This is a genomic window from Pseudomonas sp. MYb2 (genome assembly GCF_002979955.1).
Lineage (GTDB): Bacteria > Pseudomonadota > Gammaproteobacteria > Pseudomonadales > Pseudomonadaceae > Aquipseudomonas.
In genome coordinates this window covers 55,428-70,747 of the sequence record NZ_PCQC01000023.1, presented here as the reverse complement: position 1 = coordinate 70,747, position 15,320 = coordinate 55,428, and the positions used below count along the sequence as shown (strand labels likewise).

The window sequence follows — 15,320 nt, the reverse complement described above, 5'->3', positions numbered from 1 at the left end:
CGGGGCCTGACTGTATGGGTCTGACGGCGCGTGGGCTGTGATAAAAATGGCCTTCTCGTTTCTGGAGTGCCGTCATGGATCTCGCCACCCTCAGCCTGTTTCTCCCGGCCTGCTTCGCTCTGAACATGGCCCCCGGCCCGAATAACCTGCTGTCGGTGAGCAACGCTACCCGCTACGGTTTTCGCCGCGCCTGCACGGCGGGCATCGGGCGTATTCTGGCGTTTGCCGGGATGATCGCGCTGGCCGGCGCCGGTCTGTCGGTGGTGTTGCAGACGTCGGAATGGCTGTTCCATGCGATCAAGATCATTGGCGCCGCGTACTTGCTGTATCTGGCCTGGCAACTATGGCGGGCCGATCCGCAGGCCGAGCAGCACGTGACGGGGGCGACCGTTGGCTTCTTCGCCTTGGCGCGACAGGAGTTTCTGGTGGCGGCCGGCAACCCGAAAGCGATTTTGCTATTCACTGCATTTCTGCCGCAGTTCGTCGATCCCGCCCGACCGGTGCCGGCACAATTCGCCGTACTGGGTGTGCTGTTCCTGCTGCTGGAATGGATCGCCATCAGCGCTTATGCCTGGATGGGCCTGCACATGCGCCGCTGGTTCGCCGAGCCGCGCGGCAAACGGATATTCAATCGTTGCTGCGCGGGGCTGCTGTCGGCGGCGGCTTCGGTATTGTTGATGGCCAAACGCGCTTAAGCCTCGGGCGGCCCTTTGAGTTCGACCTGATTGCCATCCGGGTCAAAGCAATACAGCGACAAACCTTTACCCTCGGCGCCGAAGCGTGACTCGGCTTTGGCAACGCTCAGACCAAAAGACTGCAAATGTGCGCTCAGCAGCGCTTCATCGAAAGGCTCGATGCGCAGGCAGAAGTGATCGACGTTGCGCCGCTCGGCACCGGCCGCCCCGCCGCCCTTGCGGCCGAGTTCGCCTTGCAGGTCGACGAGATCGATCATCGAGCTGCCCGCGCGCAGATGGATCAGCCCCAGCGGTTCGTTGCGCTTGACCACCTCGGCACCGAACACCTGACCGTAAAACTCGATGCTGCGCTGCAGGTCTTGCACGCGCAGGACAATATGATCAATACGCTGAATGGAAAACGGATGCATAAACCCGATACCTCACAATCTCTGTAGGAGCTGCCGAAGGCTGCGATCTTTTGACTTTGATTTATACAAACAAGATCAAAAGATCGCAGCCTTCGGCAGCTCCTACACGGTAGTTCAGGGGTAATGGAAATTCACTGTCGATTTTTCGGTGGAGCCATCGAGAATCTGCTTTTACAGTCATGCCATGAACATACAAACCGCTGTCCTGCCGCCCCACGCCGAAATGGTTCGCGCCATGCTCGAACGCGACACTGCCTATGAAGGCGTGTTCTTCACGGCCGTGAAAACCACCGGGATCTTCTGCCGCCCCAGTTGCACGGCGCGCAAGCCGAAACCGGAGAACGTCGAGTTCTTCGCGCACGCTGACGAATGCCTGACCGCCGGTTATCGCGCCTGCCTGCGCTGCAAACCGCTGGACGCCGCGGCCATTGCGCCAGACTGGGTGCAGCGTCTGCTCAACGCCGTGGAAGCCGACCCGGAGCTGCGCTGGAGCGATGCACAACTGCTCGCCGCAGGCATCGAACCGCTGAAGTTGCGGCGCTGGTTCAAGCAGCATTTCGGCATGACCTTCCACGCCTGGCTGCGTACCCGGCGGCTGGGCATGGCGCTGGGCGGGATCAGACAAGGCACCTCGATTGATCACGCCGCGTTCGACTCGGGCTATGACTCGCTCAGTGGTTTTCGCGACGCTTTCCAGAAGTCGTTCCACATCACACCGGGCCGCGCCGAACAGAGCGAGCCGCTGCTGTTCACCCGGCTGACCACGCCGCTGGGGCCGATGATCGCCATGGCCGAACGCCGTGGATTGGTGTTGCTGGAGTTTCTTGATCGACCGGCGCTGACCGGCGAAGTTGAAGCATTGCAGAGCCGCTATGGCTACGCGGTCGCGCCAGGGCATAACGCACACCTGCAGCAGATCGAAAAAGAACTGGCGGCCTACTTCGCCGGCACGCTGAACGTATTCACGGTGCCGTTGCATTTGCCCGGCAGCGAATTTTCCCGGCAGGTCTGGGCAGCGCTGCTGCAAATCCCTTACGGTCACACCAGCACTTACGGCGCCATCGCGGCGGCGTTGGGCAAACCCGGCGCGAGTCGCGCGGTCGGGCTGGCCAACGGGCACAATCGGCTGTCGATTGTCGTGCCGTGTCATCGGGTGATTGGCGCGGACGGCGCGCTGACCGGCTATGGTGGAGGACAACCGCGCAAGGCATTCTTGCTGAGGCTGGAAAACGCCGCGCTGCAGCTCACCCAACCGTTGGCTTTCTGACAAATTTTGCCCCATCAACAACAAGGAATTTCGATGAGCACGCTCGACACCCGCTTTCACCAGTTGCACCAGCAAGGCCTGTTGATCCTGACCAACGTCGCCGACGCCACCGGCGCGCGTCTGGTCGAACAGCTGGGCGGCCAGGCCGTCGCCACCAGCAGCGCGGCGGTGGCCTGGGCCCACGGTTACCCGGACGGCAACACGCTGCCCCTCGAACGGCTGGTGTCGACGGTGGAATCCATCGCCCGGGTCATCAGCGTGCCGCTGACCGTCGACGTCGAGGCCGGGTATTCCGATGACCTCGGGCGGGTCGCCGAGGTGCTCGATGCGGTCATTGCGGCGGGTGCGGTTGGCATCAATATCGAAGACGGCGCGCAAACGCCGGAGCTGCTCGCGCGCAAGATCGAGGTGGCGCGGCAAGTCGCCGACAAACGCGCGGTCAAACTGTTCATCAATGCGCGCACCGATGTCTATCTGAAAGGCCTGGTGCCGGCTGAAGACCGCGTCGCCGAAACCCTGCGCCGTGCCGCGCTGTATCAGGCCGCCGGTGCCGATGGCTTGTTCGCCGCCGGGGTCACCTCGGGCTACGAAATCGAAGCGATCTGCAAAGGCACGACGCTGCCGGTCAACGTGCTCGGCTTCGCCTGTCTGCCCTCGCCCGCCGAACTGCAAGCCTTGGGTGTGCGCCGCCTGAGCGCCGGCTCCGGCATCGCCGAGTTCCTCTACGGTGCGATGGGCGGGCTGGTGAAAAGCTTCCTTGCCAGCGGCAAACTCGACACCCACGACCTCAAGGCCTTCACCTACGGCGAAGTCAACGGCTTGCTGAAATAGCATGCCCGACGCCTATCAAGCGGCCAGCGCATACCTCGCCAGCCTCGACTCCGACTGGCAGCGGCACATTACAGCGGTCGGCCCGTGCCTGCACCAACCGCACCCGGCACGCGATCCGTACGAGTCGCTGGTGCGGGCGATTGCCTATCAGCAGCTGCATGCCAAGGCCGGTGATGCGATTGTCGGGCGGCTGGTGGGGCTGTTTCCGTCGCAGTCATTTCCACGGCCGGAACAAATCCTTGCGACAGACTTTGAACGAATGCGCAGTTGTGGGTTTTCAGCAGGCAAGATTGCCACGATTCAAGGGATCGCCCAGGCGACGCTCGACGGCGTGGTGCCGGATTACGCCACGGAATTGGCGATGGACGATGAAACGCTGATCGAACGCTTGATCGGCCTGCGCGGGGTCGGCCGCTGGACCGTCGAGATGCTGTTGATCTACAGCCTTGAGCGCATGGATATCCTGCCGGCCGATGACTTTGGTGTGCGTGAAGGCTATCGGCGGCTGAAGGGGCTGGAGGTGCAGCCGACGCGCAAGCAGATGATCGAGATCGGCCTGGCGTGGAGCCCTTATCGAACGGTGGCTGCGTGGTATTTATGGCGGGTGGCCAAGGTTTAGACCGCGTTATCGTTCATCGCCGGCAAGCCACACAGGTTTTTTGCTACACCGAACCCTGTAGGAGTGAGCCTGCTCGCGATGAGGCCAGTCCAGTCAACATCCCCATCGACTGAACCACCGCCATCGCGAGCAGGCTCACTCCTACAGGTTCAGGGGTGGGTCAGATGGCATCGATTCACACTGTGCTGAAAACCCAAACATGTAGGAGCTGCCGCAGGCTGCGATCTTTTGATTTTGATTTTGAGATCAAGATCAAAAGATCGCAGCCTGCGGCAGTTCCTACAGGGGCAAATGTGGGATTAGAGACCGGACTTCAACCGGCTGAAGGCGCGGATCAACGCGCGATTGAAGGCTTTGCCGTTGTCGTTTTTGCTGTACAGCGTGGCCCTGACGTCGGCCGAGGGGTAGGTCCCCGGATCATTGCGGATCGCTGCATCGACCAGACCATCCGCCGCGGTGATCGCATTGGCGTAGTGAATGGTGTCGGTGATCGGCGCGATCACCTCCGGGGTCATCAGGTAATCCATCAGCGCTAGCCCGGCCTGCGGGTGCGGGGCGTCCTTGGGAATGACCATCGCGTCAAACCAGATCAACGTGCCCTCTTTCGGAATCCGGTAACTGAGTTTGAACGGCTTGTTCGCCGCCTGCGCCTGCCCTGCCGCAATCGCCACGTTGCCGTTCCACGACATCGCCACACAGGTATTGCCGTTGGCCAGATCGCTGATGTTCAAATCATTGTCGAAGTAGCGAATGTACGGGCGGATCTTCGCCAGTTGCTGCTCGGCGAGTTTCAGGTCGTCAAGGTTCTGCCGGTTGATGTCCAGGCCCATGTACTTCATGACCGCCGCAAAAACCTCGTTCGGATCATTGAGCAGACTCACCCCGCAATCGGCGAATTTCGCCACCACGGCCGGATCGAACAACATCGCCCAGCTGTCCTTCGGCGCATCGGGCAAGCGCTTTTTGACGGCCTCCTCCTGATAGCCCACACCCGTGGTGCCCCACGCGTAGATCCCGGCGTAACGATTGCCCGGATCGAACACCGCCATGTGCTGACGGAATTCCTCACCGACGCCGGCGAAATGCGGCACCCGCGCCTTGTCCAGCGGCTGGATCGCACCGCTTTCGATGGCTCGCGACAGGTGCTGGCCTGCGGTCAGCACCAGATCGTAGCCACTGCGCCCGGTGAGCAGTTTGGTCTCGACGGTTTCCAGTGAGTCAAAGTGATCGGCGACCACATGAATACCGGTTTTCGCCTCGAAGTTTTTCAAGGTATCCGGGGCCAGGTACTCGCCCCAGATGTACAAGTTGACCACCGGTTTGGCGGTGTCGGCGGCCTGCACACACAAGGGTGCAAGCACCAGCAATAACGCTTGAGTCAGTTTGTGCAGGCGCATGGTCAGGCTCCCTTCTTGTGGACAGGCGTGCCGGCGTATTGCGGCATGGTGATGCACGCGACATTACCGCCGCCGAGCAGAATTTCCCGGGAGTTTTCGATGCCGACGATCTTGTGTTGCGGGAACAGTTCGGCCAGCGTCGCCATCGCGACTTTGTCCTGACGATCGCCAAACAGCGGCACCACGATCGAGCTGTTGCCGGCGTAATAGTTGATATACGACGCGCAGATTTTCGTGCCGGCCTGACGGGTGTGGGTGCTGTCTTGCTGGTCGAGGCCTTCGGCTTCCTCGGCGGTCCATTCGAGCACGTCCGGTTGCGGCAGTTTGTGCACGGTCAACTCGCGCCCACGGCTGTCGCGGGTGCTGCGCAGAATGTCGTAGGCCTCTTGGTAGATTTCCCACTGAGGATCGTCGCGGTTGTCGGTCCATTGCAGCACCACTTCGCCGGGACGGACGAAACAGGCGAGATCGTCGACGTGGCCATCGGTTTCGTCGAATTTGCAGCCGCGCGGCAGCCAGATGACTTGTTCGGCGCCGAGGTAATCGGTGAGCCTGCGAGTGACTTCGTCCTTGCCCAAGTGCTGGTTGCGGTTGCGGTTGAGCAGGCATTGTTCGGTGGTGAGGATGCTGCCCTGACCGTCGCTCTGAATGCCGCCAAGCTCGGCAATCAACGGTGCGCGGTAGCGGTCGAAGCGCTCGATTTCGAGGATCTTGCTGGCAATCTGGTCGTCCTTGTCCCACGGGTAGTAGAGGCCGCCGTCAAGACCGCCATAAGCATTGAACTCGAAATCGACGCCGCGTACTTCGCCGCTCTGGTCGTTGATCACAAAGCACGGGCCGCTGTCGCGGAACCAGGTGTCGTTGCAGGTCATTTCCACGACGCGCACTTGCGGCGGCAACTGCCGCCGGGCCGTGGCAAATTGCGCGGCCGAGGCGCAAACGGTGACCGGTTCGCTGTAGGAGATGGCGGTGACGATCTGCACCCAGACTTTCTGCGCCGGCTTGGCGCCGTTGCGCCAGACGTCGGTGCGCTCCGGCCAGCCGAGCCAGCAGCCGGACTTGGTTTCGAATTCGCCGGGCAGACGGAAGCCGTCGTGTTTAGGGGTGGAGTCGAGCAAACGTGCCATGGTCAAACCTCGTCTTCGCGATAGGAATGACCACAAGGTACGGTCGCGGCTCGCCTGCTCGCCAACGATGATTATTGCGGAACAGTTGAATTCAACTCATCAATCAGCCAGCTGATCGTTGAACCACTCAAGCATCTGTGCAACGGCCGGGCGCTCCATCCGCACGCGCTCACACACCAGCGCGTATTGGCCGAGCGCGGTCATGCTCCAGGGGAACGGCCGCACCAACCGCCCGCTCTGCAAGTCCTCCTGCGCGGTGAGGTTGTCACCCATCGCCACGCCCTGCCCTTGCGCCGCGGCTTCCAGCGCCAGACCTGCATGGGCGAAATACAACTGACGCTGCGGGCGTTGATCGCCGGCGTGACTGGTCAGCCAGGCGGTCCAGGTCTTGCCGTCCTGGTCGTCGTGCAGCAGGCAGTGGCGGGCCAGATCCTTCGGGGTTTTCAATGTGCCCTGGTTGAACAGGCCGGGGCTGCACACCGGGAAGAACTGCAGCGCCGGCAAAGGCCGCACGAAATAAGCGCTGCTGTCGGCCGGGCCGGTGCCGTAGGTGATCGCCAGATCGATGTCTTCTCCGGGGGCGCTGGCGTCGATCGGTTGTTCGTAGAGGTGCAAGGTGATGTGCGGGTAGCGCGCGTAGAAATCGCTGAGACGACTCATCAGCCATTTCTGCGCCAGCTCAGCGGTGACGGCCAGGCGCAATACCGCCAGCGAGGACGGATCGCGCAGTTCATCGCAGGCATCGCCGATCAGTTCGAAGGCTTGTTGCAGGCTCTGCATCAGGCGTCCGGCGGCGATGGTCGGGCGAATCTGCCGGCCTTCGCGGATGAACAGCGAAACGCCGAGCTGTTCTTCGAGCTGGCGGATCTGGTGGCTGACGGCGCTGTCGGTGACGCACAGTTCAGCGGCGGCCCGGCCAAAATGCGCGTGACGGGCGGCGCATTCGAAAGTGCGCAGTGCGGCCAGTGAGGGAAGTCGTCGCATGGGTTTTTGATCCCTGTTTTTAGGGGGACATGCTGACTTGGGGAAGGGTGGGCGTCCAGTGCAACCGCGTTATCGTTTATCGCGAGCAGGCTCACTCCTACAGGGGAATGCATTTCAAATTGTAGGAGTGAGCCTGCTCGCGATGGCGGCAACACATCCACCACAACTCTTCTAGGCTGAACCGAACCCATCCCAGCCCACCGGAGGCCCCCGTCATGCACTTAGAAGGCTCCTGCCACTGCGGCGCTGTCACCTTCAGTCTCACCTGCGCCCATCCCTACCCTTATCAACGTTGCTACTGCTCGATCTGCCGCAAGACCCAAGGCGGTGGAGGCTACGCGATCAACCTGGGCGGTGACGCGACCACGCTCAAGGTTCACGGCCGCAAGAACATCGCCATCTACCACGCGAAGATGAAAGACGAAGGCGACAAGCGTGCCCATCGCAGCAGCGCCGAACGGCATTTCTGCTCATTGTGCGGCAGCGGTCTGTGGCTGTTCAGCCCGCAGTGGCCGGAGCTGATCCATCCATTTGCCTCAGCCATCGATACGCCGGTGCCCGTGCCACCGGAGCACACGCACCTGATGCTCGGCTCGAAAGCGCCGTGGGTTGAGGTCGACGCCAAAGCCAAGGACAAACAATTCGACGTCTACCCCGAAGAATCCCTCGCCCAGTGGCACGAACGCCTCGGCATCAGCACCTGAAAAACACCGCAATGTAGGAGCTGCCGAAGGCTGCGATCTGTTGATCTTTTTTTTAAAAACCAACATCAAGAGATCGCAGCCTGCGGCAGCTCCTACAGGAAGGGATGTGGGGATTTTTGCTTGGGCAGTTCCCTTTTGTGTTTTTCGTTCGGTTAACCCTCAGAAGCACTTCAACGACCGATCGATTTGATGCAAAGGGATCTCCATGCCGTACGTCCGTTTTCGTTTTGCCTTGTGCCCGTTGGCGCTGGCGCTGCTGAGCCTCAATGCCCACGCGGCGGAAACCGCCGCCCTGCAACTGGGCGCCACGAACATTTCTGCCGAGGGTCTCGGCGCCACCACCGAAGACACTCACGCCTACACCACTGGCAGCATGTCCTCGGCCACCGGCCTGCCGTTGTCGATTCGCGAAACGCCGCAATCGGTCACCGTGATCACCCGTCAGCAGATGGACGATCGCGGCGTGCAAAGCGTCGGCGATGCGCTGCGCAACACGCCCGGTGTTTCGACGCAGAAATACGACAGCGACCGCAGCGAATTTTCCGCGCGTGGCCTGGCGATCACCAACTTCCAGTACGACGGCATCAACATCCCGTACGACGGTGTTTACGGCGAGAACCCGAACAACGGTGACGACGCCGCGAGCATCGACCGCGTCGAAATCATCAAGGGCGCGACCGGGCTGATGACCGGTAATGGCGACCCGTCCGCCACAGTCAACCTGATCCGCAAGAAGCCGACCAAGCAATTCAAGGCCTCGATCAGCGGCACCGTCGGCTCGTGGGATGCCTACCGCACCGTCGGCGACATCTCCGGTTCGCTGACCGATTCGGGTAACGTGCGCGGGCGTTTCGTCGGTGCCTATTCCGACCAGAACTCCTACCTTGATCACTACAGCCAGAAAAAAGACCTGTTTTACGGCATCCTCGAAGCGGATCTGAGCGACGACACGCTGCTGACGTTCGGCATCGACAAGTCCAGCACTACCCCGCGCGGCACCTCCTGGACCGGCAACCCGGTGTATTTCGCCGACGGCGGCCGAACCGACTTCCCCCGCCACTTCAATTCCGGCGCTGACTGGAGCCGTCGCGATTTCGACAACATCACCTACTTCGCCTCGCTTGAACATGCGCTGGCCAATGACTGGAAGTTCAAGGTCAGCCTCGATCAGAAAACCACCGACCACGACACACAATTGGCCTCGGCAAGCGGCGGCAATCCGGATCGCGCCAGCGGCGAAGGCATGTTTTTGTATTGGGGTCGCTGGGAAGGTCATCGTGTGCAGAACACGGCTGACGTCAACGTCTCCGGGCCGTTCACCTTGGGCGGACGTGAGCATGAGTTGATTGCCGGCGTGATGACCGCGCATTCGCGCCAGACGGGTTCGACCTATGACACCAGCGCCTTCGCCGAAGTCCCGGGGAGCATTTACGACTGGAGCGGCGACCTGCCGAAACAGGACTTCCCGAAGAACGGCAAGTACGAGCGCACGCAGAGCCAGAACGGTATTTACCTGGCCACGCGCCTGCACCCGACCGATGATTTGTCGGTGATTCTGGGCAGCCGCTTGAGCACCTTCAAATACAACGAAGACTACGGCTACAACCCGGGCGCCGGGCTCGACGACACCCACGCCAGCTACAAGGAACACGGCGTGGTCACACCCTACGCCGGGGTGGTTTATGACCTCGATGACACCTATTCGCTGTACGCCAGTTACACCAGCATCTACCAGCCGCAAACCTACAAGGACAGCAACGGCTCGACCCTCGCGCCGGTCGAGGGCGACAGCTACGAGGCCGGCCTTAAAGCCGCGTACTTCGACGGTCGCCTGAACGCCAGCCTGGCGTTCTTCCGCATCGAACAGGACGGCGTTGCCGAGTCGATCGGCACCAATGCGGTGACCAACGAAGGCATTTACAAAGCCATCGACGGCGCCACCACCAAAGGCGTGGAACTGGAGCTGGCCGGCGAACTGAGCGACGGCTGGAACGTCTCCGCCGGTTATACCTACGCGCGCAGCCGTGATGCCGACGAGCAGCGCATCTACGGTTATCCGCTGTCGACCACCAAGCCGGAACACGTGGTGCGCACTTTCACCACCTACCGTTTGCCCGGCATGCTCGACAAAGTCACCGTCGGTGGCGGTGTGAGCTGGCAAAGCGCGTTCTACGGCAAGATCTACAGTGCGCCGGCCGGCGATTACACGCGCATCAAGCAAGGTGGCTACACCCTTGTCGACCTGATGAGCCGCTATCAGTACAACGAGCATCTGAGCTTTACGGTCAACGCCAACAACGTGTTCGACAAGCGCTACCTGACAGGGCTGGGCAACTTCGACACGACGTTCTACGGCGAGCCGCGCAATGTGATGCTGACGACCAAGTGGGATTTCTGATCTTCAGCTGATTTTTTACTGCCTGTGCCGGCCCCATCGCTGACAGGCCAGGCTCCCACAAGGTCTTGCGGCGTTGCCGATACAGTGGCAACACCGACCAACCCTGTGGGAGCTGGCTTGCCAGCGATGGCGGTGGGTCAGTCACAAAATACCGAGCGGACCGGCCCCATCGCTGGCAAGCCAGGCTCCCACAAGGTCTTGCGGCGTTGCCAATACAGTGGCAACACCGACCAACCCTGTGGGAGCTAGCCTGCTGGCGATGGGGCCAGCACGGCCAATATAATTCAATCCAGATGCGCCCAGCTCATCCGAAACGACGCCCCGCCCCACTCCGATTCGCCGACTTCAACCTGCCCGCCATGGGACTGCGACACCCGCCGCACCAGCGCCAGGCCCAAACCAAACCCGCCGGTACGCCGATCCCGGCTGGCATCCAGCCGAGAAAATGGCTCGAAAATCTTCTCCCGCCCTTCCAGCGGCACGCCCGGGCCATCGTCGTTTACGCGCACTTCGTAATAATCGCCGTGGCGCACCAGGGTCACTTCGACTCGCTGCTCGGCATAACGAATGGCGTTGCGCAGCAGATTGATCACCGCCCGCGCCATGAACCGCGGTTCGATGCGCACGGTGTCGAGCCGGCAATCGCCAATCAGCAACTGCACCCCCGCCGCTTCCGCCTCCAGCGCGACGCTGCCGACGACGCTGTCGAGCCAGTTGGCAGCCTGGATATTCTCGCGCTTGATCACCGTCGCGCCGCGTTCGAGGCTGGCGTAGGTCAACAGTTCGGACACCATTTCCTCCAACTCGCCAAGGTCGGCGTACATGTCGGCAATCAGCTCGCGATTCTGACTGGCGTCGGGTTGTTGCTTGAGTTGATCGAGTTCAAATGACAACCGCGCAATCGGCGTGCGCAGCTCATGGGACACGGCGTTGGTCAGTTCGCGCTGATTGGCGATGAGGCCTTCGATACGCGCCGCCATCAGGTTGAAGTGCTCGGCAAGGTCGCGGATGTTCGAGCGTTTGGACAATTGAATACGCGACGACAAGTCGTTGTCGCCAAAACGCTCGGCAGCCAGCCGCAGCTTTTCCAGATCACGCCAGTGCGGGCGCACCCAGAAGAACAGGACGATGCCGATCACCACGGCAATCATCAGGTAAGCCGCGACGATGTAAAAAGGCATCAGGCTCGGCTCGGCGGGCAAGCGAATACTCAATAGCTGCGTGCCGCCATCGATGGCTGAAATGTATTGGCTGTATTTTTCGCGGATAACCAGCAAGCCATTGCTCAGTTCCGCCTTTTCCTCGTCACTCAGGTTCAGTTGGCCGGCATCGACCAGCGTCAGGCCCAGCCCATAGTGCGGACGTATCGATTGCAGTTGGCTTTCCCGAGCAGGGCCATCGAGTTCACGCAACTGCTGGGTGAGCGTCCAGGCCTGGCCACGCACGGCTTCACGATTGTAGTCGCGCTGCTGATAATCGAGCAGAGCATCGAACGTATGCTCGACCGTCTGCAACGCCAGCACCAGTCCGACCGTCATCACCAGGAACAGCCCGAAAAATAACCGCAGCATCTACAGCTCCCAGGCGAAAGGATTGAACAGATAACCTTTGCCCCACACGGTCTTGATGCACACCGGTTCGCGGGGATTGTCCTTGAGCTTGTTGCGCAACTTGCTGATGTACACGTCGACGCTGCGATTGAGCCCGTCGAACGCAATGCCGCGCATGCGATTGAGAATGTCATCGCGCGAGAGCGTCTTGCCCGCCGCACTTGCCAGCAACCACAACAGCTCGAACTCCATGGTGGTCATTTCGATGATTTCTCCGGCCAGGCGCACTTCGCGGCAACTGCGGTCGATGCGCAAGTGGCCAAATTCCAACAGACTGACCACGCTGCTGTCCGGCACCTGCCGGCGTTGCAAGGCACGCAACCTGGCCAGCAGAACCGGCGGCTTGATCGGTTTGATCACATAGTCATCGGCACCGGACTCCAGCCCGAGGATATGATCGAGATCGTCTTCCTTGGCGGTCAGAATCACGATCGGCGTATCCGAAACACTGCGAATTTCGCGGCACACGTGCAGGCCACTCTGCCCTGGAAGCATCAGGTCGAGCACCACCACTTTCGGTTTGAATTCAAGAAAGGCAGCCACCGCCAGATCGCCGCGATGCACCGAGCGGACCTCGTAGCCGTGTTGTTCGAGGAAGTGGGCGATCAGCGCGGCAAGACGCTCGTCGTCTTCCACCAGCAGGACTTTGCCAAAACCCAGATTATCCATAACGACTGTGTGCCAACCCATGTGTAAGGGCCGACATTATGGCGGGATTCGCGGGCGGCAGCCGGTTTTCGGTGATGTTTCATGCTCTTAAGAGTTTTTAACATTCATGCACTGATCGCTACCTCTGTAGGAGCTGCCGAAGGCTGCGATCTTTTGATCCGGCTTTTTCAAGAGCAAAAGATCGCAGCCTTCGGCAGCTCCTACACGGAGTCATGCGGTGGCAGGCACACCGCTGTGAAAGCGGAATTCTTCATCCGGCGATTCAATCAGCTCTTGCTCGGCAGCGCGGACTCGCTCGATCACCTGCGCAACATCCTTCGCATCGCCGTACTGATAAGCCAGCTTCAGATAACCCTGAAAATGCCGCGCCTCGCTTTTCAGCAGACCAAAGTAGAACTTGCCGAGTTCTTCGTCCAGATGTGGCACCAGCGCTTCGAACCGCTCGCAACTGCGCGCTTCGATAAACGCCCCGACCACCAGCGTATCGACCAGCTTCACCGGCTCGTGGCTGCGCACCACTTTGCGCAGACTCGACGCGTAACGACCGGCATGCAGCTGGCGCAGCTCGATCTTGCGGCGCTTCATCAGGCGCATCACCTGCTCGTGGTGCACCAGTTCTTCCCGGGCCAGACGCGACATCATGTTGATCAGGTCAACGTGAGAATGGTACTTGGCGATCAGGCTCAGCGCTGTGCTGGCAGCTTTGAATTCGCAGTTCTTGTGGTCGATCAGCAGGGTTTCCTGATCGGCCAGTGCAGCCTGAACCCAGGCATCGGGGGTGCGACAGCCAAGGAATTCGTGGATTTCGGGAAGGATCATGGGGCTCACGGTAAAGGTATTCGAGCGAAAGGCGCCGATTATACCGGCCTGCCCACAGACCACCAGTCGCCCGCGTTGATATGCATCAAGTCGCAGGCGCATGAGCAGCAACTATAGTTGTGCAACGCCGTGCCTTTTCTTTGCTGGAGACTCCGCTCATGCAAGCCATTCGCAGCATTCTGGTGGTCATCGAACCCGAACATTCGGAAAGCCTTGCGCTCAAGCGCGCCAAGTTGATCGCGGGCGTGACCCAGGCCCATCTGCACCTGCTGGTGTGCGACAGGAAGCACGACCATGCCGGCATGCTCGGCGTGCTCAAAGCCGCGCTGCTGGCCGACGGCTACAGCGTGACCACCGAACAGGCGTGGAACGAGAGCCTGCACGAAACCATCATCGATGTGCAGCAGGCCGAGGGCTGCGGGCTGGTGGTCAAACAGCATTTCCCCGACAGCCCGCTGAAAAAGGCCCTGCTGACCCCGGCGGACTGGAAACTCTTGCGCCACTGCCCGACCCCGGTGCTGCTGGTGAAAACGTCCACGTCCTGGAAAGACCGCGTGATCCTGGCTGCCGTCGATGTCGGCAATGCCGATGGCGAGCACCGGCATTTGCACACGACGATCATTGATCACGGCTATGACATTGCCAGCCTGGCCAAGGCACATCTGCATGTGATCGCGGCGCATCCTTCACCGATGCTGTCGGCGGCGGACCCGACCCTGCAATTGAGCGAAACCATCGAAGCGCGTTATCGCGAGCAGTGTCGGGCGTTTCAGGCGGAATTCGATGTCGATGATGAACATCTGCACATCGAGGAAGGCCCGGCGGATGTGCTGATTCCGTTTATGGCGCACAAGCTGCAGGCGGCGGTGACGGTGATTGGCACTGTAGCGCGCACCGGGTTGTCAGGGGCGTTGATCGGCAATACCGCGGAAGTGGTGCTGGATGCGCTGGAGAGCGATGTGCTGGTGCTCAAACCGCAGGAGGTCGAGGATCATTTGGTGGAGTTGGCGGTGAAGCATTAGGGATTGCGATGTCTGAACCCGCCCCTTCGCGAGCAGGCTCGCTCCCACAGGGGGTACGCATTTCAAATGTAGGAGTGAGCCTGCTCGCGATGGCGGTGTATCGGCCGAAGACTATGTTGAATGTACAGGCCTCATCGCGAGCAGGCTCACTCCTACAGGGGTACGCATTCCAAATGTGGGAGCGAGCTTGCTCGCGAAGCTTCTAGGCGCCAAAGGCGTCTTTGAGAAATCCGGGGGCGATGTAGCGCTGATAGTGCGCTTCCGACAGCAGGAAGAATTCCCGATCAATGGCATCGCGCAGTTCCGGCAGGTTCCACTCGCGAAACTCCGGGAGCAACACCATTCCGTACGCTTCCAGATTAATGATCACCCGTGCGCCCCGGGCGATCAGCTGATACGCCCAGCAATATTCCGACTGATGCGGCACGAAGCGGATCTTGCGTTGTTCGAGCTGCTCGCGCAGGCGCGCCGAATCGAAAATCTCGACCTTGGCCGCCATCACTTGTGACAGCAATTGTTCCAGACGCAACCACACCGCGCGTTTTTCCTCCTCGTTGTAACCATTCCAATGGATCACTTCGTGGTGGAAACGCTTGCAGCCACGGCACACCAGATCACCGTAAACAGTGGAGCAGAGGCCGACGCAGGGGGTCTTGATGGTCTGATTGGGCATAAGGTAGGCAAAGGCACTGAAACGCGGAACAGGTCGGCATGTTAGCCCTTTGTCTAACATTCATCACCCCTCAAACTTCAGGGACGAACTTACCT

At 60.7% G+C, this 15,320-nt stretch carries 15 protein-coding genes; 7 read left to right on the top strand and 8 right to left on the bottom strand.

Translation table 11 applies throughout. The features are described from left to right. Positions 1-74 precede the first annotated feature (74 nt). Positions 75-695: a LysE family translocator gene (locus CQ009_RS26565; RefSeq protein WP_064390512.1), complete on the top strand. Its 621-nt coding sequence runs from the start codon at positions 75-77 to the stop codon at positions 693-695. Here CQ009_RS26565 and CQ009_RS26560 read toward each other — a convergent pair. Next, entirely contained in the window at positions 692-1,105 is a 414-nt protein-coding gene (locus CQ009_RS26560; RefSeq protein ID WP_105709186.1) for a VOC family protein, read from the bottom strand. The genes CQ009_RS26565 and CQ009_RS26560 overlap by 4 nt on opposite strands. Before the next feature lie 184 nt (positions 1,106-1,289). Here CQ009_RS26560 and CQ009_RS26555 point away from each other — a divergent pair, with 184 nt between their 5' ends. Genes CQ009_RS26555 through CQ009_RS26545 form a run of 3 tightly spaced genes read left to right on the top strand, consistent with a single transcriptional unit; the run spans position 1,290 to position 3,822 of the window. Beyond that, the gene (locus CQ009_RS26555; RefSeq protein ID WP_105709185.1) at positions 1,290-2,372 is read left to right on the top strand and encodes a bifunctional transcriptional activator/DNA repair enzyme AdaA; all 1,083 of its coding nucleotides are present in this window, start codon (positions 1,290-1,292) and stop codon (positions 2,370-2,372) included. Between the two features lie 33 nt (positions 2,373-2,405). Beyond that, entirely contained in the window at positions 2,406-3,203 is a 798-nt protein-coding gene (locus tag CQ009_RS26550; protein WP_105709184.1) for an isocitrate lyase/phosphoenolpyruvate mutase family protein, read from the top strand. A gap of 1 nt (position 3,204) precedes the next feature. After that, a complete protein-coding gene (locus tag CQ009_RS26545; protein WP_105709183.1) occupies positions 3,205-3,822 on the top strand; it encodes a DNA-3-methyladenine glycosylase in 618 nt (205 codons plus the stop codon). 299 nt (positions 3,823-4,121) lie between these two features. On the opposite strand, the gene CQ009_RS26540 is transcribed toward CQ009_RS26545, so the two are convergent. The 3 genes from CQ009_RS26540 to CQ009_RS26530 form a co-directional block, all read right to left on the bottom strand. Continuing rightward, positions 4,122-5,219, bottom strand: a complete 1,098-nt coding sequence (locus CQ009_RS26540; protein ID WP_105709182.1) for an extracellular solute-binding protein — start codon at positions 5,217-5,219, stop codon at positions 4,122-4,124. A 2-nt stretch (positions 5,220-5,221) separates the two neighbouring features. Continuing rightward, positions 5,222-6,346, bottom strand: a complete 1,125-nt coding sequence (gene aguA / locus CQ009_RS26535) for an agmatine deiminase (protein WP_105709181.1) — start codon at positions 6,344-6,346, stop codon at positions 5,222-5,224. Between the two features lie 99 nt (positions 6,347-6,445). Continuing rightward, a complete protein-coding gene (locus CQ009_RS26530; protein ID WP_064390519.1) occupies positions 6,446-7,330 on the bottom strand; it encodes a LysR substrate-binding domain-containing protein in 885 nt (294 codons plus the stop codon). Positions 7,331-7,545: 215 nt separating this feature from the next. Between CQ009_RS26530 and CQ009_RS26525 the strand changes: the two genes are divergently transcribed. Together CQ009_RS26525 and CQ009_RS26520 are read left to right on the top strand one after the other, a co-directional pair. Beyond that, positions 7,546-8,034, top strand: a complete 489-nt coding sequence (locus CQ009_RS26525; protein WP_105709180.1) for a GFA family protein — start codon at positions 7,546-7,548, stop codon at positions 8,032-8,034. Between the two features lie 205 nt (positions 8,035-8,239). Further along, the gene (locus CQ009_RS26520; protein ID WP_105709179.1) at positions 8,240-10,432 is read left to right on the top strand and encodes a TonB-dependent siderophore receptor; all 2,193 of its coding nucleotides are present in this window, start codon (positions 8,240-8,242) and stop codon (positions 10,430-10,432) included. Positions 10,433-10,716: 284 nt separating this feature from the next. On the opposite strand, the gene CQ009_RS26515 is transcribed toward CQ009_RS26520, so the two are convergent. From CQ009_RS26515 to CQ009_RS26505, 3 genes are all read right to left on the bottom strand, one after another. Continuing rightward, a complete protein-coding gene (locus CQ009_RS26515) occupies positions 10,717-12,003 on the bottom strand; it encodes an ATP-binding protein (protein WP_105709178.1) in 1,287 nt (428 codons plus the stop codon). Further along, on the bottom strand, positions 12,004-12,711 hold the full coding sequence (locus tag CQ009_RS26510) for a response regulator (RefSeq protein WP_064390523.1): 708 nt from the start codon (positions 12,709-12,711) through the stop codon (positions 12,004-12,006). A gap of 210 nt (positions 12,712-12,921) precedes the next feature. Further along, the gene (locus tag CQ009_RS26505) at positions 12,922-13,530 is read right to left on the bottom strand and encodes a tRNA-(ms[2]io[6]A)-hydroxylase (RefSeq protein WP_064390524.1); all 609 of its coding nucleotides are present in this window, start codon (positions 13,528-13,530) and stop codon (positions 12,922-12,924) included. A 158-nt stretch (positions 13,531-13,688) separates the two neighbouring features. On the opposite strand from CQ009_RS26505, the gene CQ009_RS26500 reads away from it, so the two are divergent. After that, entirely contained in the window at positions 13,689-14,552 is an 864-nt protein-coding gene (locus CQ009_RS26500; RefSeq protein WP_064390525.1) for a universal stress protein, read from the top strand. 202 nt (positions 14,553-14,754) lie between these two features. Here CQ009_RS26500 and CQ009_RS26495 read toward each other — a convergent pair whose 3' ends face one another. Further along, positions 14,755-15,225 (bottom strand): DUF1289 domain-containing protein, encoded by a 471-nt coding sequence (locus CQ009_RS26495; RefSeq protein ID WP_105709177.1) that lies wholly within the window; start codon positions 15,223-15,225, stop codon positions 14,755-14,757. Between the last annotated feature and the right edge of the window lie 95 nt (positions 15,226-15,320).

Bases quoted from the DNA above. Each gene is read 5' to 3' on its own strand.
- CQ009_RS26565 (WP_064390512.1), top strand. From the start codon at position 75: ATGGATCTCGCCACCCTCAGCCTGTTTCTCCCGGCCTGCTTCGCTCTG.
- CQ009_RS26560 (WP_105709186.1), bottom strand. From the start codon at position 1,105: ATGCATCCGTTTTCCATTCAGCGTATTGATCATATTGTCCTGCGCGTG.
- CQ009_RS26555 (WP_105709185.1), top strand. From the start codon at position 1,290: ATGAACATACAAACCGCTGTCCTGCCGCCCCACGCCGAAATGGTTCGC.
- CQ009_RS26550 (WP_105709184.1), top strand. From the start codon at position 2,406: ATGAGCACGCTCGACACCCGCTTTCACCAGTTGCACCAGCAAGGCCTG.
- CQ009_RS26545 (WP_105709183.1), top strand. From the start codon at position 3,205: ATGCCCGACGCCTATCAAGCGGCCAGCGCATACCTCGCCAGCCTCGAC.
- CQ009_RS26540 (WP_105709182.1), bottom strand. From the start codon at position 5,219: ATGCGCCTGCACAAACTGACTCAAGCGTTATTGCTGGTGCTTGCACCC.
- aguA (WP_105709181.1), bottom strand. From the start codon at position 6,346: ATGGCACGTTTGCTCGACTCCACCCCTAAACACGACGGCTTCCGTCTG.
- CQ009_RS26530 (WP_064390519.1), bottom strand. From the start codon at position 7,330: ATGCGACGACTTCCCTCACTGGCCGCACTGCGCACTTTCGAATGCGCC.
- CQ009_RS26525 (WP_105709180.1), top strand. From the start codon at position 7,546: ATGCACTTAGAAGGCTCCTGCCACTGCGGCGCTGTCACCTTCAGTCTC.
- CQ009_RS26520 (WP_105709179.1), top strand. From the start codon at position 8,240: ATGCCGTACGTCCGTTTTCGTTTTGCCTTGTGCCCGTTGGCGCTGGCG.
- CQ009_RS26515 (WP_105709178.1), bottom strand. From the start codon at position 12,003: ATGCTGCGGTTATTTTTCGGGCTGTTCCTGGTGATGACGGTCGGACTG.
- CQ009_RS26510 (WP_064390523.1), bottom strand. From the start codon at position 12,711: ATGGATAATCTGGGTTTTGGCAAAGTCCTGCTGGTGGAAGACGACGAG.
- CQ009_RS26505 (WP_064390524.1), bottom strand. From the start codon at position 13,530: ATGATCCTTCCCGAAATCCACGAATTCCTTGGCTGTCGCACCCCCGAT.
- CQ009_RS26500 (WP_064390525.1), top strand. From the start codon at position 13,689: ATGCAAGCCATTCGCAGCATTCTGGTGGTCATCGAACCCGAACATTCG.
- CQ009_RS26495 (WP_105709177.1), bottom strand. From the start codon at position 15,225: ATGCCCAATCAGACCATCAAGACCCCCTGCGTCGGCCTCTGCTCCACT.